This is a genomic window from Lysinibacillus sp. NPDC097214 (genome assembly GCF_050277945.1).
GTDB classification, from domain to species: Bacteria; Bacillota; Bacilli; order Bacillales_A; family Planococcaceae; genus Lysinibacillus; species Lysinibacillus xylanilyticus_B.
Genome location: NZ_JBNNSS010000006.1, coordinates 125,286 through 148,291, shown reverse-complemented (window position 1 = coordinate 148,291; position 23,006 = coordinate 125,286). Strand labels below are relative to the sequence as shown.

Below are 23,006 nucleotides of genomic sequence, written 5' to 3'. Positions count from 1 at the left end.
GAGGAATCTCTCTTGAAAGAGAATAACACGATTTTTAAGCCCATTCAAAACTTTCTATCAGAGGCAGAATGACAATTGATCTCAAGCGAATTCAGTTATGTAGAAACAGCACGAAAATGTAATGTTACAACACTCATTTCGTTTTTAGTTCGTGCCGCCACGAATGAGTGGGAAAGTTTATGCCACGCAGCGGATACGGGCCCAAGTAAATGCCTTGTTTCGGTGAATCATTCATCGCTTTCTAAACATTTAAAAGTATTTGATTATGACATCATCAAACGTATTTTTGAAGTGATTGTCGGAAAGCTCAATCGTGCAGCTCGTCGTCAATTGAACATACCGAAAACATTACCACAAATACAGTAGGCAAAACATGTTTACCTCGTGCTGCCTATCACAGCAAATATCCAGGAATTAAATTACATCTTAGTTTTACTAATTTTATAGCCTGCAAAATAAAAAATATTTTAGTTTTTTGATAAAAGAAAGATTTCCTTTTTAATTAATAAACCCTAAAAATTTACATAATGATTATTCAGAGTAGGAAGAAGGAACTGTCATGAAAATTAAAGTAGCAAACTATATAGCTGACTTTTTTGTGAGTAAAGGCATAAAACATGTTTTTACTATTACTGGTGGTGGGGCAATGCATTTAAACGATGCTTTTGGTCATCATGAAAAATTACATTGCATTTATAATCACCACGAACAAGCTAGTGCAATAGCTGCTGAAGGATATACTAGACTAAGTGGGAAAGTTTCCGCTGTTTGTGTAACTAGTGGTCCTGGTGGTACAAATACGTTAACAGGTGTATTAGGTGGTTGGCTAGATTCAATACCTATGTTTGTAGTTTCAGGACAAGTTAAAAGAGAAACTACTATAAGGTCTACTGATGTTCTGCTGAGACAATTAGGGGATCAAGAATTTAATATTGTAGATTGTGTAAAAACAATGACGAAATATGCGCATATGATTACAGATGAAAAAGAGATTAGATATCATTTAGAAAAAGCATGGTTTTTATGTCAAAGTGGACGAGGTGGCCCTGTTTGGCTAGATATACCTTTAGACGTTCAAGCAGCATTTGTAGAGACCGATGAATTAGAGGGATATGATAAAAGTGAATTAGAAAAAGAGGAAAATCCTGTTTATGACCATTCACTAACACCAATAATACTCGAAAATATTAAAAAAGCCAAAAAGCCAGTAATCTTTGCTGGTAGCGGAATTCGTTTAGGTCATGCACATGAAGAATTTATAGAATTAATTGAGAAATTAAGAATCCCAGTAGTTACAGCTTGGAACGCGCATGATTTGTTATGGGATGGTCATGAATTATATTGTGGACGCCCTGGAACCGTAGGCACACGAGGAGGGAATTTTGTAGTTGAAAATAGTGATTTAATTATCGTATTAGGCTCTCGACTCAATATTAGACAAATTAGCTATAACTACAAAGATTTTGCTAAATCTGCATATAAGATTATTGTAGATATTGATGAAAATGAACTGAAAAAGCCTACTTTAAGCCCTGATATGCCTATCCATGCAAATGTTAAGGATGTTATCAAATCTTTAAATGTTAATTTGATAAACGAGAGTGTAGGAAATCATCAAAAGTGGCTAAATTGGTGTCGCAATATTAATTTTAAATATCCAGCTGTACTAGAAAGGCATTATATTAAGGAAACGCCTGTAAATCCATATGTTTTTATGGATGAATTGTTTAATGAATTATCTGAGGGAGATAAAATAGTTGCTAGTAATGGTTCAGCTTGTGTAGTTTCTTTCCAAGCAGCTCAAATTAAAAAGAATCAGAGATTATTTACAAATTCAGGTTGTGCATCAATGGGATATGGATTTCCAGCGGCATTAGGTTGTTGTGTTGCAACAAATGGAGAACGTATTATTTGTTTAGAAGGTGACGGTAGCTTTCAGATGAATATGCAAGAGTTGCAGACAGTTGTTTACAATAATTTAAATATGAAAATTTTCATTTTAAACAATAATGGATATCATTCGATTCGGCAAACACAAACAAACTTATTTAAGAAACCATTAGTAGGGGTTTGTGAAGGTAATGGTTTGAATTTCCCAGATTTAGCAAAGTTATCGTATGCTTATAATTTACCTTATATAAAAATAGATAATCATAAAGGAATGAATGGAAAAATTCAAGAAGTATTGAATAATGAAGGTCCAATCATTTGTGAAGTTGTTATTGATGAGAAGCAAAATTTTGAACCCAAATTATCTTCGAAAGTATTAGAGGATGGACGTATTGTATCACCACCAATAGATGATATGTACCCATTTTTAGATCGTAAAGAATACGAGGCTAATAAATACTTTGAAAAGGGTTAAATAGGTGAAAAATGTATTAATAACAGGTGGCTCTTGCTGAATTAGTAAAGCAAGAGCTACAGTTTTTGAAAGTAATGGATATTCTATTGTGACACCTATAAGAAATGAATTGGATTTAGCGGATGTTAATTCAGTCAAAGAATTTGTTAAAAGATATCAAGATGAATATTTTGAATTAATAGTTAATAATGAAGTATATTGTGGCTATGATAGGAACAATATTAAAAAAGATTATTAATGTAGACTTAAATAAATATAAATTATCAATTGATAATGTTATGTTGTTATGAAAAAGGATAAAAATAATCTGGTTCAAAATCAACGGTTTTTTTATTAAGGTAATATAGAGCTAGATATTTATAATGACATAAAGAAAAATTAAACTTGCTTTACAGAGTCTTTTTGAATGTTTAAATAAAAACGGGGAAATAAGGGATTAATAATGAAACGATTAGTAATTAACGGTCCAACAGGTGTTATTGGTTTAGCGTTGATTAATCAGTGCTTAGAGAAAAACATAGAAGTTTTAGCTATTTGTCGTAAAGGATCTAAGGGTATAGACAAAATTCCGAAATCGAAATATGTTAAAGTTGTTGAGTGTGATCTATCCGACTTATCAAGTTTTAACTATGATAGTAAATATGAAGTTTTTTATCACTTTGCTTGGGAAGGTACAATTGGTGCTGGAAGAAATGATATGTATTTGCAGAATAGAAATGTTAAATACACACTTGATGCTGTTCACTTAGCAGATAGATTAGGTTGTACTAAATTTATTGGCGCAGGTTCGCAAGCTGAGTACGGTAGAGTTAATGGGGATATTTATCCAACCACTCCTACCTTACCTGAGAATGGCTATGGCGTGGCAAAATTGTGTGCAGGCCAAATGAGTCGAATTTTATGTCAACAAATGCATATGGAACATATATGGACTAGAATTTTTAGTGTCTATGGACCAAATGATGACGAGCAGACTATGATTATGTCGACGATTAATAAATTATTGAAAGGAATAGTACCTCAGTTCACAAAAGGCGAACAAATGTGGGATTATTTATTTAGTGAAGATGCTGCAAATGCTTTATATTTATTGGGTATAAATGGTATCGGTGGAAAGGTCTATTGCTTGGGAAGTGGACAAACTAAACCGTTATATGAATATATTTATGAAATTAGAAATCAAATTGATCCTAATTTTCAAATTGAATTGGGAGGAATTCCATATAGCAATAATCAAGTTATGTACTTGCGAGCGAATATTGATGATTTGAAAAAGGATGTTGGATTTGTACCGTCTATTGATTTCACAAATGGAACCAGTAGGATAATTCAATCTTTGTTGTAGGAAATTTATAAGAAAAGCCACCTTGTATGTTGCATAAGTATCAAGAGCTTTTTATCCTAATAACTTCTTGAAGTGCATCTACGGGAAATTAAATGAGATGAAATAGCAACCGGATAAAAAGTTTGAATCGCATATGCCATCGCAGGTGCAAAATTACTGACAACTGAACGAATTTGCCCTTTCACTTTTTGTAAAACAGTGGTGATTACTTTTTGATTACGGAGGACAATGATCAAATTCCTGTCTTCGTATTTAAGACACTTTTGTATAATTATATCCTTTTGCGCAAGCAAATTCATCAACGCAGATAGTTGTTTCTTCTGTTAATTAATCTGGTGCATACAAGTAATACCAATGCACAACAGTAGAATAGGGTAGTTCATTTCACTCGCCACACCAGCAATGGAAAGACCATGGTAACGTTGAATAAGTTCTCTACAAACATAGCCGATGACGCTTCTGCAATCCCTAAACAAAAGTCATAGGTAAGCGTTAGATTTCATGTAAAACAATGATGAGGTGGAATCATCATCCGAGATGCCAAGCATAGCCATGACGAATCGTTTTCACTTGGCAATTGAACAGGGCACTTAATAAGCACCTACTGTAACAGGAAAAACGTATGATTCTTCATCAGATTGAAAAGAAACTTAGAAAAAATAGGTAACGGTAATAGTATTTTGATAAACTTAGAGTACAAAGCGAAAATCCCTCTCGTGGTTTGTCTAGCCAACAAATACGATACGGGAATTTTCGCTTTTCTTCTATAGTTAAATATTAAATTATTAATTCATAGAAAAATGACCACAAGTTTTTGGTAATGAACCAAAACTACATAAAATTGGGTATGGTGCTAATATTCATCTTTTACAGAAGTAACACCAAAAGTAAGAATAGGGCGCTGTAGCTTAAAGCAATTTATTAATCAATATTGTAAATTAATTGATCGTGGTCAATTAGCCCTGCAAAGTCACTTGATATAATAAGTTGGTTTATAACGCTTATATCAAATTCCCTCTCCAGTCTTGACCCTTTGAAGAACTCTTCACTAATACAGTAGTTATAAATTTTGAAAAATTCCTTTTTACAAAAAGTTAAACTAGCAATTTTGGAATAATAAATAAAAATATTTATTTTACATAAAAATAAAGTTTTTGATACTAAACGAATATATAAATTTCTAAATAACTCTGGATTATCTTTTGACACTTCGAGATTATAGATAATGTTGAAAAATTCTTTGTGCTGAGACATTCTACCTTCTATAGTTGCATATTGTGGTATTACAACATTATTATATGTAATGTAATGTTGGCTGTCATTTCCGTCAAATTCTTCTGCAATACCTTGTTGGATTAAAGGAAGTGAAGTAGAGCAGACATTTCCCATTTCACATAATAACAATTCAAAATACATATGTGGATAGTAATAAAAGACAGAATTATTTAAACTTGATAGTGTATTTTCTAATGCACAAGAAGCGTATAATAATTCTCTATTCATTAAAAGTCCAGATATATAGTTGGATGTTAACATAAATTGTTCTAGAGCATCTTTGCCTTTATTTTTGGCTATATCTGGTAAATTATAATAATTTTCTACAGAAGTTTTTAATAAGGCAAGTGAATTTTCTTGATTATTTTTTGAAATAAAGTTTAGTATTTTTCCTAGTATTTTTTCGTTAACTAAATCCTCATCGCTAAGCAATAATATAAATTTACCATTTGCAAGTTCGCATACTTTACATAAATTAACTGCAAATCCCATGTTTTCTTTAAATTCGAAATAATTTAATCTACTATCATTAATTGTTTTTAATTGATCATAGTGATATTTAGTCTCATTTTTTGTCCCATTATTAGAAACAACAATTTCAATTTCAATGTCATAATTGAATTCTAATAGTTTTTTAACAGTATTTAAAGCTCTATGTCCCCTATTATAAGTAGGGATACAAATACTAATCAGAACATTATCTTTTTCGAATGGATAGTTTAGACGTTCTTGGTGGATTTCATCTAAAAACGCTTTAGGATAAGTGATTTTTTTTGAAAAATTAATAACATTTCTTGGAATAATTAAGTTTTTATTTTTAATAAAATCAGTTAATTCTTTAATACAATGGAAAATATTTATCGATTCCCAATCTTTAGGGTTTATTTTTTTACCTTGAAGTGAGGAATAAAATAACATTATATCCTCTATCACAAAATATCCAACTTTATTTTTTTTAGAAATGTATTTAGAAGCATATAAAACTTTATCAAGATTGCCTTCTGTGATAATGCAAAAGTTAGAAAACTCATCGAAATTTTCTTCTTTAATTAAAAGTTCAAAATCATTATGTAAATTCAATTTATTTACTAATTTTTTGTTTTCTTTATCATATATATAAAATTTACTTTCAAAAAAAGGTAATAGCCAATATCTTAGCTCCTTAAAAGTTGGAATATCTAAATATTTATATCGATTTTTAATTGTCAAAATGTTACTTTGATAATTTTTTTGAAATTCCTCTATATTCGGCGTAATAAACGCTTCAATAATAATATTGTGAATGATGTTAGAATTATAATTATTTTGTTGTGCAAAGTATAAGTTGTCTAAAAAGCCTTCATAATCGTGCATGTTAAATAGTAATATCGCATAATTATAATAGATTTCTGCTGCTAGTGATTGATTAGTTATTTTAATTTCAAAAATATAATTTTTTATGTATTCTTCGTAAAGATTCTTTGCTTCTTCTAATTTTTCGTTTTGTATAAAACTTGAAATATTTAGTAATAATTGTTCGAAAAATTCTTTACTTGCCTCATTTTGCATTGAATATTACCTCCAGATGTTAAGTGTGAATTTTTACTAATAAAGTTGAAAATACAGTAAATTTTAAGATAAAAAAATCCCTTACAATTGTGATGGGCAGTCCTGTCCATCACAATTGTAAGGAGGAATTATTATGTGACAAGCATAACAAAGAATCAACATTTTTTGAATACTTAATTTCACTTGTAGCGAAAGTGGTGACAGAATTGGTTAATGTTGATAAAATTAATTTTCTATTCACAGGAAAAGGATATTCTTCCGGTGATATATTGTTTTATATATAATAGCGTTGTCTTCAAATCTATTGATGAAGTCATAAATATACAGTGCTTTTCGGCTAGTTTAAATGACTTGGAGTAAGGTTCCCTCGCCCTTTTAGATGATTAAAATTGTATTTGCTGTGCATCATATTAAAGGCTAGGTTGAGCTTAAAAGAAGAACGTTTTTGTCAAATGTTAAGAGTTTACTTGTTGAACTTAGTGTAAAATCAATGGAACATCGAATTCAGCGTTCATACATACTTAAACACAAGCTAGAGAAATGAACAAGTAATCTGGTGATTTTAAACAACTTAGCAAAATAATGTATTTTTTGGAAGAGAAGGTATAGACAGCTCTCAGAGAGATTTATAATATAAAGAAGATAACTATTTTGAACATTGATTAGATGCTAGATGCCTCAAATTCAGTATTTTTAACTGAATTTGAGGTTTTTCTATATTTAATTAAAGTTAAGATGTTTAATTTTTGCAATTTGTTGAAAAGTATGAATGAATTTTGTTTGAAAAAGCTCTAATCAATTTTGTTTAACCAAAAACGTGAAATAATACTAAATGCTTCCGATATTAATGATAAGCAAAAGAAAAGTTTAGGAGGTTGAGTATAATGCGTATCGCCGCGCAAGGACAAACAATCGATACTAAAGCTGTTAATATGGAGGGAAATGTAAATCCTAATTTTACAACTGAATCTGTCCCTCAACAGGTAGAGGAAAAAGTAACTGCTGTTGGTGAAGAACAAGAAATTTCAATAGAGAAACTGCAACAAGCTGTTAATGCAGTAAATGATTTTCTGGAGATCAATTCCAACTCTTCGAAATTTATATATCATGAAGGCTTAGGTCAATATTATGTGGCAGTAGTGAATAGAGATACAGATGAAGTAATCAAGGAGATTCCACCGAAAAAATTGTTAGATGCTTTCTATGAAATGCAAAAAATGGTTGGAATGATTGTAGACGAGAAAATATAAAGATAACTAGGAGGAACAAAGAGATGGTAAACAGAGTTGGTGGATTAGCCTCAGGGATGGATATCGATAGTTTAGTTGAAAAATTGATGAAGGCAGAGCGCGCTCCATTATACAAACTACAACAACAAAAGACAATATATGAATGGCAACGTGATGCCTACCGTGGTATAAATGCAAAACTAAAGACTTTCAGCGACTATACTTTCGATAATATGATTTTATCAAGTAATTTTGTGAACAAAAATTCTACAGTAAGTGGTGTTAACAGCAGTAAAGTATCTGTAAAAGCAGGGACTGGGGCTGCAGGAAGCTTGGATATTCAATCCATCAAACAACTTGCAACAAATGCTAGTACAGGTGTCAGCGATATAAATCAGACGAGCCATCGATATGCAAAAGGCACAGATTCTTTAAGTTTATTAAAGGATAGTGAAGGAAACCCAATTACTGGAGGTACGATAAATCTTAATATAACAACAAAAGATGCTGATGGTGTAGAAACAACGGTGCCGAAGACAATAACAATTAATAGCAACGAATCAATTGATAGCTTTGTCGATCAGCTTAAAGCTGCTGGCTTAACTGACTCAAAATATGACACAACAACAGGGAAATTTACCATTGGTGGTGCAAATGTTAGTTATTCTTTTGCAGATAGTGCGAGTGAAGAGAAATTAAAAACATTTGGTTTTTCACCTTCTACAATATCACAAAGTATTAAGCTTGCAGACGGTAAAACCAATGCTTCGAAAACAACTTTATTATCAGATTTAGGCATTTCAGCGGGAAATCTTGAATTAAAAGTGGGAAACGACCCAAAATCAATTGTAATAGACAGTGACGAAACGATTCAATCATTGCTTGATAAACTTAATGCTACAGGAAATGACATTAAAGCATCTTTTAATGAAAAAACAGGGCAGCTTTCTATTACTTCTACAGATGCTAAGAAGTCAGTAACAGCAGCCGATGATGATTCATATACAATATTAAATAAATTGGGTATTCAAAAAACAGCTACTACTAGTTCCCCACATATTATTGCAAACCAACCTGGTGATTCACCTTTAAAACCAACTGGAAGCAATGTATTAGGTCATTTAGGTCTAGAGGATGGGGCACTTACGTTAAATGTTATACAGGCCAATGGTGAGATGAAGGAAACAACTTTTTCTTATAGTAAATTTGATACTATTGATTCGTTTATTAAGCGTTTAAATTCTTCAGGCGCTGGTGTAACTGCTTTATTTTCAAATGGGCAAATAACGATGACTGCAAATAATTCGGGTAAAGCTAATGATGCATCAGTAACAAGTGAGATTCAAGTTGTGGGTGATGCAAATAGCTCGGGTAAACAATTATTGGAAAAGTTGGGTTTCCTAACACAAACAGAAGCTTCTACTTCCGGGAATGTAGATTTAGCGACAAGAGGTCAAAATGCAATCTACGCTGTAAATGGTTTAGTTATGGAAAGTAAAAGTAATTCGGTTAATATTTCGGGTTATGAAATTAAACTAAATGGTACTTTTAACGAGTCAAATATTGATGAAAATAATAGCATTGTAGGGACACCTACAAACGGCATAGGTATTTCTTCTACAAATGATATTGACTCTATGGTGGATAAAATTAAAGAATTCGTTAGTAAATACAATGAGCTAATCGGTGGCTTGAATAATCAATTGAAAGAAACTCGCTATCGTGCCTATGCTCCGTTAACTGCAGAACAACGTGCAGAAATGTCTGAAAGTGAGCAAAAATTATGGGATGAAAAGGCTATGAGTGGTCTATTACGTAGTGACTCGATATTACGAAATGGCTTAAGCGATATGCGTAATGCTCTAGGAGGACGCGTAAATGGACTGGGAGATCAAGTTATTGATACGCTAGCAGAAATGGGTATTACGACATCAAGTTCTTATAATGATGGCGGTAAATTAGTGATAGATGAAACAAAACTCCGTAAAGCATTAGCTGAAGATCCAGATCGTGTTGTTAATACATTAACTCAAGACGGTAAAAAAAATAGTGTAACTGGTGAGGACACACGCGGATTATTAAGACGTGTGCGTGATTCTATTACAGATTTCACACGTGAGATTGAACGTAAAGCAGGTCGTTCAACGATGACCGACAATCAATTTACGTTAGGTAAATCGTTAATTTCTACTGATGATCGTATTACTAAATTACAAGCTCGTTTACAGGATGTTGAAGCTAGATACTGGAGACAATTCACTGCTATGGAAAAGGCGATCAATAAAGCGAATCAACAATCTAGTATGTTCATGCAAGGTTAAGGTTTTGGCGGTTTTTCTAATTAGCAGAGTAGGAGAATATTATGAAATTAATAGATCAACTATTACAGGTATCAGCTAATTTATTTAAGCTTTTAGGTGATATTCCAAAAGGCGAAGAACGTGATGAATACATTGACAACGCCAACACCATGTTGGACAAGCGTGGAAAAATTATTGAAGATTTGGTTCAAGAAGGCTTTCAGTTCGACGAACAGAATCGTATTCATCGAACGTTACTTGAATTAGATAATGGGATAAAGGAGCGATTGGCTACTGTCATGAGCGCCGTAAAGCAGGATATGGCAAATCTACAAAAAACGAAGAAAAGTGAAGGACAATACTTCAATCCATACTCGAATGTTCGTGTAATGGATGGCATGTATTATGACAAAAAGAATTAACATTTACCTATTCGCTTTTCTTTATAAAATGGTTTAAACTAGTAAAAAAGTAACCTTTCAAAGGAGTTGTCCTTTATTGGCAGCAAATTTAACAGCACAAAATGCGTACAAACAAAATAGTGTTACCACTGCTTCCCCTGGTGAGCTGACGTTAATGCTTTATAATGGATGTTTAAAGTTCTTGTACAAAGCTAAACTGGCAATTCAAGAAAAGAATATCCAAGAAAAAAATACAAATCTTATAAAAGCACAAGCAATTATTAGTGAGCTGATGTCGACTTTGAATATGGATATCGAAGTGTCAAAAAATATGTTTGCCCTTTATGAATATATCAACCGTCGTTTAGTCGAGGCAAACATTCAAAACGATGTCGCTATTATTGAAGAAGTTGAGGGATTAGTGACGGAATTCCGTGATACATGGAAGGAAGTTATTCGCATCAATCGACAGCAGCAATTCGGTCAGGGAAACGCTGGACAAATTTAGACAACATAGAGGCCATCGATTCATGATGGTCTCTTTTCTTTACAGAAAAAAGAGACACGGCATTTTTGCCATTACAAAAGAGAAACGTTTAGTTAGTCATAAAATAGGTCTTTATTCAGTAAGATATGTTACTTATTCCCTCTAGATGTAAAACATGCATCGTGTCATAATCAAGCTACATAGATGTTTAGAATAGTATTGAGGTGGGAAGATGATATTTAAACGCCAAGAAGGCTTTCGATTTAAATTTGATGAGCCTGTTAAAATGACGTTTGCCATATATGAGGATGGTAGGGTCAATCAAGCGCAAACGGCAATGGCTGATTTGCTTGATATTAGTCCACGAGGGTTAAAGATGTTTACTGAGGTGGATTTAGGTGCCAATCCTCGTCCTTTGGATTTACGCTTTATTTTGGATACAAAAGAGGTACGAGCTTATGGTGAAGTCATTTGGAGCCGTCCTTTTGGTAATGGTAAGCAGTATGGCGTGAATTTCAATAATCAAGATTCGCTTGAAGATTTGATTATCGAAGAGTTGAAGTTGCGCCGAAGAAAAGAAGCGGATGAGGCAAAACTAAATAATATTCATTCGTAAAGTGAAAATTCATCAGTGGAGGGATATTATTCATCCCTTACCGATCTTCTTTGCTTTTACTGATACTGCTCAAGCAGGAAAAAAATTTTTTTTTGTGAAAAAAAGAATTATTTTAGAGGAATTTCGCACACTTGTGTAGAAATATAAAGTATAGCAGTTATAAAGGAGGAGTTTACATGTTAAACTTTAACATTCGTGGTGAAAATATTGAGGTAACTCCAGCTATTCGAGAGTATGTTGAGAACAAAGTCGAGAAAGTTGAACGCTATTTTAACGAAGATGTTAACGCCAACGCTAACGTAAATTTAAAGGTTTATAATGACAAGCAGACTAAAGTGGAAGTTACAATTCCAATGAAGAACTTAACTCTTCGTGCAGAAGAGCGTCATAATGATATGTATGCTGCGATTGACTTAATCGTTGATAAATTAGAACGTCAAATCCGTAAGCATAAAACAAAAGTAAACCGTAAATTCCGTGAGCGTGAAGGTACAGGCCTTTATTTTGCTACTTCTCAAGCAGCCGCTGATGCAGTAACAGAAGAAGATGAATACTCAATTGTTCGTACAAAGCAATTTGATTTAAAACCGATGGATCAAGAAGAAGCTGTTTTACAAATGAATATGCTAGGGCATGATTTCTATATCTTTACAGATGCGGAATCAAACGGCACAAATATTGTCTACAAACGTAGAGACGGTAAATACGGCTTAATTGAAACAACTTAAACTTTAATATGTCCAAGGGCTCTCGCCATAGCGGGAGCCTTTTTTATCTTCATTCAGTAGAAAATTCTTATCTCAAAAGGTGATGGAATGATTGCAGGTATATCTTTTCTCCAACGCCTACTGAATGAAGATAAGCCTCTGGCAGATGTCGCGGATTTTGAAAGGAGTCAATTGTGCTAGCACAATTCAAAATCCGGACGCATTGTTTATCTGTGCGAAAGCAAAGCGACAGCAACAATTACGCCAAGGCGAAATTGATTGGATTTCTTTTTAGGCTAGGGACTCTGTTTGCATGAAACTGTTACACAATGGTAAAATGAAAGTTGAGACTATATAGGAAGTGAAAAAATTCATGGTAAACCTATTAAATAAATTATTTGATTTCAATAAACGTGAACTAAAAAAATTAGAAAAAATCGCTGACCAGGTTGAGGGATTCGCTTCTCAAATGGAACAGCTTTCAGATGATCAATTACAAGCGAAAACAGAAGAATTTAAAAAACGCTATGCCGACGGAGAGTCTATAGAGTCAATTCGTGCGGAAGCTTTTGCGGTATGTCGTGAAGGGTCAAAGCGTGTGTTAGAGATGTACCCATTCCGTGTACAAATTATGGGTGCTGCGGCATTAGATGAAGGTAACATTGCGGAAATGAAAACTGGTGAAGGTAAAACGTTAACGGCTACGATGGCTGTTTATTTAAATGCCATTACTAGTAAAGGCGTACATGTTGTGACAGTCAATGAATATTTAGCGAGTCGTGATGCTGAGGAAATGGGACATCTGTATAATTTCTTAGGCTTAACGGTTGGCTTAAATTTGAACAGCCTGACAAAAGAAGAAAAACGTGCAGCCTATGAAGCTGATATTACGTATAGTACAAACAATGAGCTAGGCTTTGACTATTTACGTGATAATATGGTGCTTTATAAAGAGGAACGTGTACAACGTCCGCTACATTATGCGGTCATCGATGAAGTTGACTCTATTTTAATTGATGAAGCGCGTACGCCATTAATTATTTCGGGTCAGGCTGGGAAATCAGCGCAGCTTTATAAACAGTCTAATGCGTTTGTTCGTATGTTAAGTGCGGAAACGGATTACACATATGAAGAGTCGACAAAGGGTGTTACGTTGACAGATGCTGGTGTTGAAAAGGCAGAGAAAGCATTTGGCATTGATAACCTATTTGATTTAACACATGTACGTTTAAACCATGCGATTAACCAATCGTTAAAGGCACATGTAAGTATGCATAATGATGTTGATTATGTTGTACAAGAGGGCGAAATCATTATTGTTGATGGCTTTACAGGTCGTTTAATGAAAGGTCGTCGCTACTCAGATGGGCTGCATCAGGCGATCGAGGCCAAAGAGGGCGTTGAGATTCAAAATGAATCGATGACGATGGCGACAATTACATTCCAAAACTACTTCCGTATGTATCAAAAGCTTTCAGGTATGACAGGTACAGCGAAAACAGAGGAAGAGGAATTCCGTAATATTTATAATATGAGTGTTGTGGCGATTCCAACGAATAAGCCGATTGCTCGTGATGACCGTGCTGACTTAATTTTTGCTTCGATGGAAGGAAAATATAAAGCGGTGGCGGCAGATATTGCAGAGCGCCATAAAGCTGGACAACCAGTTCTTGTCGGTACTGTTGCTATTGAAACATCTGAAATTATTTCGGATTTATTAAATAAACATAAAATCCCACATAACGTCTTGAATGCGAAAAACCATGAACGTGAAGCAGAAATTATTGCGAATGCTGGTACGAAGGGTGCCGTAACGATCGCTACGAACATGGCTGGTCGTGGTACAGACATTAAGCCTGGAGAAGGTGTAATGGAGATTGGCGGTTTAGCGGTAATTGGTACAGAGCGTCATGAATCTCGTCGTATCGATAATCAGCTGCGTGGTCGTTCTGGTCGTCAAGGGAACCCAGGTATTACGCAATTCTATCTGTCACTAGAAGATGAATTAATGCGTCGTTTCGGCTCTGATAATATGAAATCCATGATGATGAAATTAGGGATGGATGATTCACAGCCACTACAATCTAAAGTTGTTTCAAGAGCAGTAGAATCAGCTCAAAAACGTGTTGAAGGTAATAACTTCGATGCGCGTAAACGTTTATTACAATATGATGATGTGCTACGTCAGCAACGTGAGATTATTTATCAAGAGCGTTACGACGTATTAGAAACAGAAAATATGCGTGTGCTTGTTGAGTCGATGATTCAAGAAACAATCGATAGCATTGTCGCAGTGTATACGCAAGGTGAGCAGAAGGATTGGAACTTAAAAGCAATTGATGACTTTGTCGCAGCAAATCTATTAGATGAAGGCGTTCTGAAGGTGACAGATTTCCAAGGTAAATCTGCAGAAGAGATTAACCAGCTAATTTCTAACACTGTCCAAGCACGTTATGATGAAAAAGAAGAACAGCTTACACCAGAGCGTATGCGTGAATTTGAAAAAGTTATCTTATTACGTTCAATTGATACGAAGTGGATTGATCATATTGATGCTATGGATCAGTTACGTCAAGGTATCCATCTTCGTGCATATGGTCAAAATGACCCACTTCGTGAGTATCAACAAGAAGGCTTTGCTATGTTTGAGGATATGGTTGCTTCCATTCGCGAAGATGTAGCAAAATATGCGATGAAAGCAGAAATCAACAATAATTTAGAGCGTGAGGAAGTTGCAAAAGGTCAAGCTGTTAATCCGAAAGAGGATGGCGGTCCAGCTCCGAAAAAGCAACCTGTCCGTAAGTCAGAAAATATCGGACGTAATGATTTATGTCCATGTGGAAGCGGTAAGAAATTTAAAAACTGCCATGGTGCAGGTCAATAAGTGTATGATGACGAAAAAGATCATTTTAACGATAAGTTAAAATGGTCTTTTTTTCTATGTTTGAGGTTATCTTCACGATTTAAATGGATGGATATCCTTACTGCAAATAAAGCGGACAACGAGAGAAGGTTTGTCCCTTTATGCTTTGCTATAAGTGAAAATATTAGAAAATTCAGAAAAAAGGTACATAATACTACAACAATAGGTAAATAGTTCAATAAAAAGGGTAATGTATATAACTTTTTTCTGATTTATTATGAATATACAAGAATAGTCTGAAAGTTCTGGAATAGGAAACCGAGGGGGGTGATTGATATGTGGGGATAAAAAATCCTCGAGAACTGTAGTCCGTGGAAGACCTTCTCGAGGAAATACATTGGAGTATACCAATATATTTAGTAGTATACTCCTCTTTACTAGAAAAAATAAAGGAGGAATAACAATGAAGTGTGATGACATAATGAGTAGCGAAACGATGCTGTATATGCCGGAGTATGATGCCTTAGGAAACTTGTGCACGCGCGTAATTGAAAGGGATAGCGAATATATTTCAAAATTAGCGCCTACAAAATTAATGGATTATAATCTACGATATTTTGGTTCAAGCTTAAGAGGGGCATTCGATGGCTCGAAAATGATACTGGGAAAGCTAAATAAAAATCCAATAGTTGTTCATGAACGAAGTAATATTGTATGGTTTCCAAGTAAGTCTTTTATACGACCTGAATGTCAATGGTTTGCTGTCCATCATATTCAGGACTATCAAGCTATGGATAAAAAGAATACAAAAGTAATTTTTATGAACGGCTATGAAATTACTGTGGATCTAAGTTTCAGATCATTTGAATACAGAATTCAAAGAGCGTATTTACTAAAATATAAACTAGAGAAGCGAACGAAGCATTTACTAGTTCAATATGATCAAGGTAGAGTATTCCCGCGAATGACGAACAACGTTATCTTTGACGAAGATGTTAAAAATGATAGAAACAAAACTGTGTTGTAAAAAAGTATGTTTTCCTTCGTAAAAACGTTATAATAAAGAGATACGGGGCTTGAGGGAGAAGTGTTTTAAAATCATTTCTTAGCGCTTTTAAAAACCTAATGGTTGTCATAAAAGTATACCAGATTGCCCCACTAAAAATGTTCGGAGGATTTAACAATGATTGAATTAGCAGATGTACGTAACGCGTTAGACACTTCAGCCAAAAAATTGGCGGACTTTAGGGGGTCTCTTTGACTTAGAAAACAAAGAGGCACGTATGCAGGAATTAGATGAAATGATGCTTGAGCCAGGCTTCTGGGATGACCAGCAAGGTGCACAGGTAATCATTAATGAGAGTAATGGCTTAAAAGCAATTGTTAATGAATATAAAGATTTAGTGGAAACACACGAGAACCTAGACATGACGCTAGAGCTATTGCAAGAAGAGCCTGATGAAGAATTGCAGGAGGAGCTAGGCAATGAATTAGTAGAATTCCAGCAAAAAATGGGCGATTTTGAGCTGCAATTACTATTAAGTGGCCCTTATGATCAAAACAATGCGATTTTAGAGTTACACCCAGGAGCAGGTGGTACGGAATCTCAGGATTGGGGCTCAATGCTACTTCGTATGTACACACGCTGGGCGGAAAAACGTGGCTTTAAAGTGGAAACAGTCGATTATCTTCCTGGTGATGAAGCGGGTATTAAATCTGTAACATTGTCCATTAAGGGTCATAATGCTTACGGCTATTTACAAGCAGAAAAAGGTGTCCATCGATTAGTACGTATTTCACCGTTTGACTCTTCAGGTCGTCGTCACACATCATTCGTTTCTTGTGATGTTATGCCTGAATTCGATGATAATATTGAAATTGATATTCGCACAGAGGATTTAAAAATTGATACGTATCGTGCAACAGGAGCTGGTGGTCAGCATATTAACACGACAGATTCAGCTGTTCGTATTACGCACACTCCAACGGGTACTGTCGTACAATGTCAGGCAGAACGTTCACAAATTAAAAACCGTGAAAAAGCAATGACGATGTTAAAAGGGAAGCTCTATCAATTAGAGATTGAAAAGCAGCAGGCACAGCTAGATGAAATCCGTGGTGAACAGAAGGAAATCGGCTGGGGTTCACAAATTCGTTCATACGTATTCCATCCTTACTCAATGGTGAAGGATCATCGTACAAATGAAGAAACAGGTAATGTAGGTGCGGTGATGGATGGCGATTTAGATCCATTCATTAATGCATATTTACGTTCAAAAATCGGGTAATGAAGGCCCCTCAGAGGCACAGTAAAATTGTGCTTTTGAGGGGTTTTTATTGTCATTCAGCAGATATTTTTTGTAGCGTCAGCTACAAATGTTTTCTGTAGCGAAAGCAAAGCGTCAGCTACAATTACGCCAAGGCGAAATTGATTGCTTTAAAAAGGTGGGTGATTCGGGGTGTCCTGACTAATTTGCTTGCGCTCATCCATGTAATGCTTATATAACATCGATGCATTGACAAATTGCTTGCTAATCGAAGCATATTGAATGGGTAATTCAATTTGTTTATCATTTTTCAGTGTGACGATACAGCCCGTTTTACTTGGTACAATATTCGAAATGGCGTGAAGTCCAATCCAGATGTTGTGGATAGAGTTTGGCGAATAGATTGGTAGAAAAATACAGGGATAACCATAATCATAAGCAACGACGATTGGAAGCTTATGCTGATTGCCGAAGAAACGTTTGGCGGAATGTTTTGCTGCTTCATAGGTTGTGCCTAGTGAAATACAAGATTTTCGTAATATATGCATTGGCTTCCGTGTGACGATAAGTTCATTATGCTTGTCAATTACCCGAGTGAAAATTTTAGAGTCGTACTGAACTGGTTGAAGTAAATAGGTGTTAAAAGAAAGTAAATATCCATTGACGTAGTTTGCTGACATTATGTAAGCCTCCTTTTTCTATTTCTTCTTGAAGTGTAAAATACAAAATTAAATTCAGAAAATATAGATAAATGGTGGAACCTCGCGCTATTTCAAGCAATTGCTTAGAATGATTGCTTAAAATAGCACGAGAATAATAGTAAATCGAAGTGATTTTCAGTTCTTAAGCATTGCATTTTAATTTCAATTTTCTTATAATTTAGAAAAGGATCGAGGTGAGATCGTTGGATAAATATTATTCGTATACAGATTTTCTAAAAGCCGTTGGTCAGACAAAGAAAGTTGATGAGGCAGAGAAATTATTAAACGAGATTTATTTAGATTTATTTTTAAATCATATCCAGCGTAAGCATCGTGAAGAGCAGCTCATGGTTCTGATAGATAGAGCACTCGATGACAAAGATGAAAACGCATTTCATCTATACGCAAACGAACTAATTGCTTTACACCAAGATACAACTGAATAATATGACGAGCCCGCTCTCTGTTATTGGAGGGTGGGATTTTTTTGTGATTTTATTTGTAAGATTGGTAAGTGGAACCCTTGAATTCGAATGTAGAGCATGAAGAAGAATCGACAGAAGAGAAGAAGGGATTTTTGTTTTGAATAACTAAGTCTTTTTGGTAGAAAAAGATTTATGTATATAACGTCATAGAAGTAAAGCGTCCTAAGTTGAGTCTCTTTTTAAAAATTTTTCCCAAAAAGTTTTTTTATAGTGTCACAAAACCCCATTAATTTCAGTTATATAGGTTAGAAAGGAGGGGAAACAATTGACTGTACTGAATAACTCCAAGAAAAATGCCGATTTAGATATAAAATCTATCGTGGAACAAGTTCAAACAGGTGATATTCATGCCTATACAGAAATAATTCGTTGTTTTCAAAAGCCAATCTATATTTACTGCTACTATCTTTTAGGAAACAAAGAAGAAGCTGAGGATGCTTCACAAGATATTTTTATAAAGGGATTAGAGAATATTAGTAATTTTTCTTATACGGTTTCTTTCTCAGCATGGCTTTATAAAATTGCTCATCATCACTGTATTGATTTAATAAAAAAGAAAAATAAAGGCTATAAATTTTGGACAGGTTTTAAGAAAGATCACGCACACGATCACACGCAGGAACAAGAATTTCAATATGACGATATCATTCATGAGTTATTAGAACAGTTACATATGGACGAAAGAAGGATTCTGTTACTTCGATCGATAGAAGAATATAGCTTCGACGAAATCGCTGCTATTATGGAGCTTAAACCAACTACTGTTCGAAAAAAATATGAACGATTACGTAAAAAATTGATGAAAAAGAATAAGTTGGGAGGGGAAATTTATGCACACTCGTTCAAAACAGGAGGATAAAGAGTTAGATCAGTTAGAAAGATTAATCCGAGAAACCCCAATGGAAATTGATTTAGTTAATCGTACAATGAATAAATATGAAAGCACTCGTTATACAAAGCAGCCAGAAAGTTCTAGAACCCCTAAGAAAATGCGTCAAAGAGTGATGATGATAGTAGCCTCGGCAGCAATGATTATTTGTCTTATATTTGTCACTAGCTTAGTTTCACCAACTTTGGCTGCAACGATCAAACAAGTTCCCGTGCTTTCATCTATTTTCAAACTTGCTGGTGATCTTGGTCTGCAAACTGCTGATGAAAAGGGGCTTTCAACTAAACTTCATACAAGTGTTACTCGTGATGATTTTACATTAAGTGTATCTGAAGTAGTGTATGACGGTACACGCGTTTCAATAGCTATTGAACGTCCTCATATAGAGAATGAGAAAGAAACTTTAATGGATCGTATTAGTGATATTAAATTGTTTATAAATGGTAATCCCCTTAAGGCTTTTGCTCCGGATCCGGAAAATTCAATGAATGGAATTATAATAAACCCAGGTAAAGATAATGATTCTGCCATTATTGAATTTGTGGATGAAAGAAATCAAGGGGGGCGTCCTTTTCCCGAACAGTTTGATTTAACATTGCGTACTACAATAACTGGTATACAGGACCCTTTAGAAATCGATATTCCTGTGAAAAATAAAATTGAAGACTATGTAACTTTACAACCTAATGTAAGTCGACAATATGATAATATTCATTTTACTATTGAAAAGATCGAGCTGACTCCTATTACAACCAATATAACGACAAGAACCATTTTAACAGACAATTCACCCGTCGCAGAGCTAATAATGGGAATAGATGTTGTTGATGAACAAGGACATAAACTAAAACTAATTGGTGGCCTTGGTTCGTATGAGTCAAATGGTAGCGATAAGATTATGGATCATCGATATACACCTTTTGAATCCATTCCAAAAACAATAACCCTTAAGCCATATATACATCTCTTTAAAGAGTATCCAAAAGGTGAATTTCAATTGGATGAAAATGGTCAGCCGAAGATTCAATACATCCCTGAGCTAGAGGTTACACTACCGATTAACTCACAAAAATAAAAAAGTAGAGAAAGTGGGGCAAATCTCACTTTCTCTACTTTTTAGTGTTTCAAATTATTTACTTACTTTAAAACTATAATTTTCTAACCAAGCTGATCAGTTTTACTGGTAACCCGAGCAGTAATTCAGCTACCTGATCAGTTCCCCCGGCAACCCAATCAAATCCCTTAGACTCCGCTTACATAACCCTTTAATAAACCTAAACCCGACGAGCAATCCACACCAAACAGTGAAATTCCTGCCAAGGTCATGTATTTACATCGTCCCATCTCGATTAGCTAACATTTGGAAAGGGTAATCTATTGATAGAGAGGTTCCAATTAATTTTTAAAGTACATACGTTCTGTTGAATTCATCACAAATATAGCAAATGAAAAAATATTTACAAACATTCGTTCGTTAAATGTTCGAAATTTTAATAATGCTATGCTAAAATATATGTACAAATTGGAAGGAAAGGACGGGGACATGTGTGCAAACATTTGATTTACAAGCGCCATATACGCCTAGTGGAGATCAGCCGCAGGCAATTGCGGAATTAGTGGAGGGTGTACGTGCAGGTAAACGTCATCAAACTTTGCTTGGTGCAACAGGAACAGGTAAAACGTTTACGATCTCTAATGTCATTAAACAGGTAAAAAAACCGACACTTATTATGGCACACAATAAAACACTAGCGGGTCAATTGTATAGTGAGTTTAAAGAGTTCTTCCCTGATAATGCAGTTGAATATTTTGTCAGCTACTATGATTACTTTCAGCCAGAAGCTTATGTACCGCAGACGGATACTTATATCGAGAAAGATTCAAGCATTAATGATGAAATTGATAAGTTGCGTCACTCTGCGACATCTGCATTATTCGAGCGTGATGATGTCATTGTTATTGCATCCGTGTCTTGTATTTATGGTCTAGGTTCTCCAGAAGAATATCGTGAACTGGTCGTATCAGTGCGTACGGGAATGGAAATTGAACGTAATCAGTTGCTTCGAAAATTGGTCGATGTACAGTATGAGCGTAATGATGTGAGTTTTACACGTGGGACGTTTCGGGTACGTGGTGATGTAGTGGAAATTTTCCCTGCATCCCGTGATGAACATTGTATCCGCGTGGAATTTTTTGGGGATGAGATTGATCGAATTCGCGAGGTAGATGCGTTAACGGGAGAAATACTAGCAGAGCGTGATCATGTTGCTATTTTCCCAGCGTCCCACTTCGTTACACGAGAAGAAAAATTGCTAAAAGCTATTGATAATATTGAAAAAGAGTTGGAGGAGCGTTTAGCTCTTTTGCGTGCAGAGGATAGATTATTAGAGGCGCAGCGTTTAGAGCAACGCACTCGTTACGATTTAGAAATGATGCGTGAAATGGGCTTTTGCTCGGGTATTGAAAACTACTCGCGTCATTTAACATTGCGTGAAGCGGGGGCAACTCCATATACACTACTTGACTATTTCCCTGATGATTTTTTACTTGTTGTCGATGAAAGTCACGTGACTTTGCCGCAAGTTCGAGGGATGTATAACGGTGACCAAGCACGTAAAGGTGTGCTAGTTGAGCATGGCTTCCGTTTGCCATCAGCACTAGATAACCGACCTTTACGTTTTGAAGAATATGAGAAACATATACATCAAGCTATTTATGTATCGGCAACACCTGGCCCGTATGAGCTTGAGCATACTCCGGAAATGGTGCAGCAAATTATTCGTCCAACTGGGCTGCTTGATCCACAAATTGACGTACGTCCTATTGAAGGGCAAATTGATGATTTAATTGATCAGATTCAAGATCGTATTGCTCGTAATGAACGAGTGCTCGTTACAACATTGACGAAAAAAATGTCAGAGGATTTATCAGCTTATTTGAAAGAAATGGGCTTAAAGGTAGAGTACTTACATTCAGAGATTAAGACGCTAGAGCGAATTGAAATTATTCGTGAGTTGCGAAAAGGTACGTATGATGTTCTAATCGGCATTAACTTATTGCGTGAAGGGCTAGATATTCCTGAGGTTTCTCTTGTGGCGATTTTAGATGCTGACAAGGAAGGATTTTTACGTTCAGAGCGTTCGTTAATTCAAACGATTGGACGTGCCGCGCGTAATGCTAATGGTCATGTCATTATGTATGCAGATAATATGACGGATTCGATGAAAAAGGCGATTGAGGAAACGAAGCGTCGTCGAGTACTGCAAATGGCGTATAACGAGGAGCATGGTATTACACCGAAAACGATTGTTAAAAAAATTCCTGATGTTATTCGTGCGACACAGGTGGCAGAGGAAGAAGAGAATTATGTAGCGAAGGCCACAAAAGGTAAGAAGCTGACGAAGGCGGAAAAAGAGCAGTTACTTGCTTCGCTAGAAGTAGAAATGAAGGAAGCAGCAAAAGCACTCGATTTCGAACGTGCTGCTGAGCTACGCGATACAATATTTGAATTGAAATTAGAAGGGTGAA

General features: G+C 35.1%; 19 protein-coding genes. 17 read left to right on the top strand and 2 right to left on the bottom strand.

Annotation, left to right across the window (positions count from 1 at the left end; translation table 11 throughout):
- The first annotated feature begins 75 nt into the window (after positions 1–75).
- From ACQKMI_RS15385 to ACQKMI_RS15370, 4 genes are all read left to right on the top strand, one after another.
- Positions 76–366: a transposase gene (locus tag ACQKMI_RS15385; RefSeq protein ID WP_427490320.1), complete on the top strand. Its 291-nt coding sequence runs from the start codon at positions 76–78 to the stop codon at positions 364–366.
- Positions 367–559: 193 nt separating this feature from the next.
- Positions 560–2,365, top strand: a complete 1,806-nt coding sequence (locus tag ACQKMI_RS15380) for a thiamine pyrophosphate-binding protein (protein WP_427490318.1) — start codon at positions 560–562, stop codon at positions 2,363–2,365.
- 88 nt (positions 2,366–2,453) lie between these two features.
- Positions 2,454–2,603 (top strand): hypothetical protein, encoded by a 150-nt coding sequence (locus tag ACQKMI_RS15375; RefSeq protein WP_427490316.1) that lies wholly within the window; start codon positions 2,454–2,456, stop codon positions 2,601–2,603.
- 204 nt (positions 2,604–2,807) lie between these two features.
- On the top strand, positions 2,808–3,710 hold the full coding sequence (locus ACQKMI_RS15370; RefSeq protein ID WP_427490314.1) for an NAD-dependent epimerase/dehydratase family protein: 903 nt from the start codon (positions 2,808–2,810) through the stop codon (positions 3,708–3,710).
- 921 nt (positions 3,711–4,631) lie between these two features.
- Here ACQKMI_RS15370 and ACQKMI_RS15365 read toward each other — a convergent pair.
- A complete protein-coding gene (locus ACQKMI_RS15365; protein ID WP_427490312.1) occupies positions 4,632–6,533 on the bottom strand; it encodes a glycosyltransferase in 1,902 nt (633 codons plus the stop codon).
- An 884-nt stretch (positions 6,534–7,417) separates the two neighbouring features.
- On the opposite strand from ACQKMI_RS15365, the gene ACQKMI_RS15360 reads away from it, so the two are divergent.
- From ACQKMI_RS15360 to prfB, 9 genes are all read left to right on the top strand, one after another.
- On the top strand, positions 7,418–7,783 hold the full coding sequence (locus ACQKMI_RS15360) for a flagellar protein FlaG (protein WP_427490310.1): 366 nt from the start codon (positions 7,418–7,420) through the stop codon (positions 7,781–7,783).
- A gap of 23 nt (positions 7,784–7,806) precedes the next feature.
- Positions 7,807–10,083 (top strand): flagellar filament capping protein FliD, encoded by a 2,277-nt coding sequence (gene fliD / locus ACQKMI_RS15355; protein WP_427490308.1) that lies wholly within the window; start codon positions 7,807–7,809, stop codon positions 10,081–10,083.
- A 41-nt stretch (positions 10,084–10,124) separates the two neighbouring features.
- Positions 10,125–10,484 (top strand): flagellar protein FliT, encoded by a 360-nt coding sequence (locus ACQKMI_RS15350; protein WP_427490306.1) that lies wholly within the window; start codon positions 10,125–10,127, stop codon positions 10,482–10,484.
- 76 nt (positions 10,485–10,560) lie between these two features.
- Positions 10,561–10,971: a flagellar export chaperone FliS gene (fliS, locus tag ACQKMI_RS15345; protein WP_427490304.1), complete on the top strand. Its 411-nt coding sequence runs from the start codon at positions 10,561–10,563 to the stop codon at positions 10,969–10,971.
- A gap of 211 nt (positions 10,972–11,182) precedes the next feature.
- Positions 11,183–11,566 (top strand): PilZ domain-containing protein, encoded by a 384-nt coding sequence (locus ACQKMI_RS15340; RefSeq protein WP_427490302.1) that lies wholly within the window; start codon positions 11,183–11,185, stop codon positions 11,564–11,566.
- Between the two features lie 176 nt (positions 11,567–11,742).
- Positions 11,743–12,294, top strand: a complete 552-nt coding sequence (gene hpf, locus ACQKMI_RS15335) for a ribosome hibernation-promoting factor, HPF/YfiA family (RefSeq protein ID WP_427490300.1) — start codon at positions 11,743–11,745, stop codon at positions 12,292–12,294.
- Positions 12,295–12,646: 352 nt separating this feature from the next.
- Entirely contained in the window at positions 12,647–15,157 is a 2,511-nt protein-coding gene (secA, locus tag ACQKMI_RS15330; protein WP_427490298.1) for a preprotein translocase subunit SecA, read from the top strand.
- Between the two features lie 442 nt (positions 15,158–15,599).
- Positions 15,600–16,163, top strand: a complete 564-nt coding sequence (locus tag ACQKMI_RS15325; protein ID WP_427490297.1) for a competence protein ComK — start codon at positions 15,600–15,602, stop codon at positions 16,161–16,163.
- A 156-nt stretch (positions 16,164–16,319) separates the two neighbouring features.
- A protein-coding gene (gene prfB / locus ACQKMI_RS15320) for a peptide chain release factor 2 (RefSeq protein WP_427413545.1) occupies positions 16,320–17,424 on the top strand; the annotation gives its coding sequence in 2 pieces (ribosomal slippage) (positions 16,320–16,394 and positions 16,396–17,424; 1,104 coding nt in all).
- Between the two features lie 149 nt (positions 17,425–17,573).
- Here prfB and ACQKMI_RS15315 read toward each other — a convergent pair.
- A complete protein-coding gene (locus tag ACQKMI_RS15315; RefSeq protein WP_323645522.1) occupies positions 17,574–18,083 on the bottom strand; it encodes a competence protein ComK in 510 nt (169 codons plus the stop codon).
- 224 nt (positions 18,084–18,307) lie between these two features.
- Here ACQKMI_RS15315 and ACQKMI_RS15310 point away from each other — a divergent pair, with 224 nt between their 5' ends.
- The 4 genes from ACQKMI_RS15310 (at position 18,308) to uvrB (ending at position 23,005) form a co-directional block, all read left to right on the top strand.
- Complete coding sequence (locus tag ACQKMI_RS15310) at positions 18,308–18,550, top strand: IDEAL domain-containing protein (protein ID WP_427490612.1); 243 nt, start codon at positions 18,308–18,310, stop codon at positions 18,548–18,550.
- 304 nt (positions 18,551–18,854) lie between these two features.
- A complete protein-coding gene (locus ACQKMI_RS15305; protein ID WP_427490296.1) occupies positions 18,855–19,448 on the top strand; it encodes an RNA polymerase sigma factor in 594 nt (197 codons plus the stop codon).
- Complete coding sequence (locus ACQKMI_RS15300) at positions 19,420–20,553, top strand: DUF4179 domain-containing protein (RefSeq protein ID WP_427490295.1); 1,134 nt, start codon at positions 19,420–19,422, stop codon at positions 20,551–20,553. The genes ACQKMI_RS15305 and ACQKMI_RS15300 overlap by 29 nt, the downstream gene beginning before the upstream one ends.
- Positions 20,554–21,025: 472 nt before the next feature.
- Complete coding sequence (gene uvrB, locus ACQKMI_RS15295) at positions 21,026–23,005, top strand: excinuclease ABC subunit UvrB (protein WP_427490294.1); 1,980 nt, start codon at positions 21,026–21,028, stop codon at positions 23,003–23,005.
- Position 23,006: the final 1 nt, after the last annotated feature.

Coding starts and splice junctions, on each gene's coding strand:
- ACQKMI_RS15380 (WP_427490318.1), top strand. CDS start 560: ATGAAAATTAAAGTAGCAAACTATATAGCTGACTTTTTTGTGAGTAAA.
- ACQKMI_RS15370 (WP_427490314.1), top strand. CDS start 2,808: ATGAAACGATTAGTAATTAACGGTCCAACAGGTGTTATTGGTTTAGCG.
- ACQKMI_RS15365 (WP_427490312.1), bottom strand. CDS start 6,533: ATGCAAAATGAGGCAAGTAAAGAATTTTTCGAACAATTATTACTAAAT.
- ACQKMI_RS15360 (WP_427490310.1), top strand. CDS start 7,418: ATGCGTATCGCCGCGCAAGGACAAACAATCGATACTAAAGCTGTTAAT.
- fliD (WP_427490308.1), top strand. CDS start 7,807: ATGGTAAACAGAGTTGGTGGATTAGCCTCAGGGATGGATATCGATAGT.
- ACQKMI_RS15350 (WP_427490306.1), top strand. CDS start 10,125: ATGAAATTAATAGATCAACTATTACAGGTATCAGCTAATTTATTTAAG.
- ACQKMI_RS15340 (WP_427490302.1), top strand. CDS start 11,183: ATGATATTTAAACGCCAAGAAGGCTTTCGATTTAAATTTGATGAGCCT.
- hpf (WP_427490300.1), top strand. CDS start 11,743: ATGTTAAACTTTAACATTCGTGGTGAAAATATTGAGGTAACTCCAGCT.
- secA (WP_427490298.1), top strand. CDS start 12,647: ATGGTAAACCTATTAAATAAATTATTTGATTTCAATAAACGTGAACTA.
- ACQKMI_RS15325 (WP_427490297.1), top strand. CDS start 15,600: ATGAAGTGTGATGACATAATGAGTAGCGAAACGATGCTGTATATGCCG.
- ACQKMI_RS15315 (WP_323645522.1), bottom strand. CDS start 18,083: ATGTCAGCAAACTACGTCAATGGATATTTACTTTCTTTTAACACCTAT.
- ACQKMI_RS15300 (WP_427490295.1), top strand. CDS start 19,420: ATGCACACTCGTTCAAAACAGGAGGATAAAGAGTTAGATCAGTTAGAA.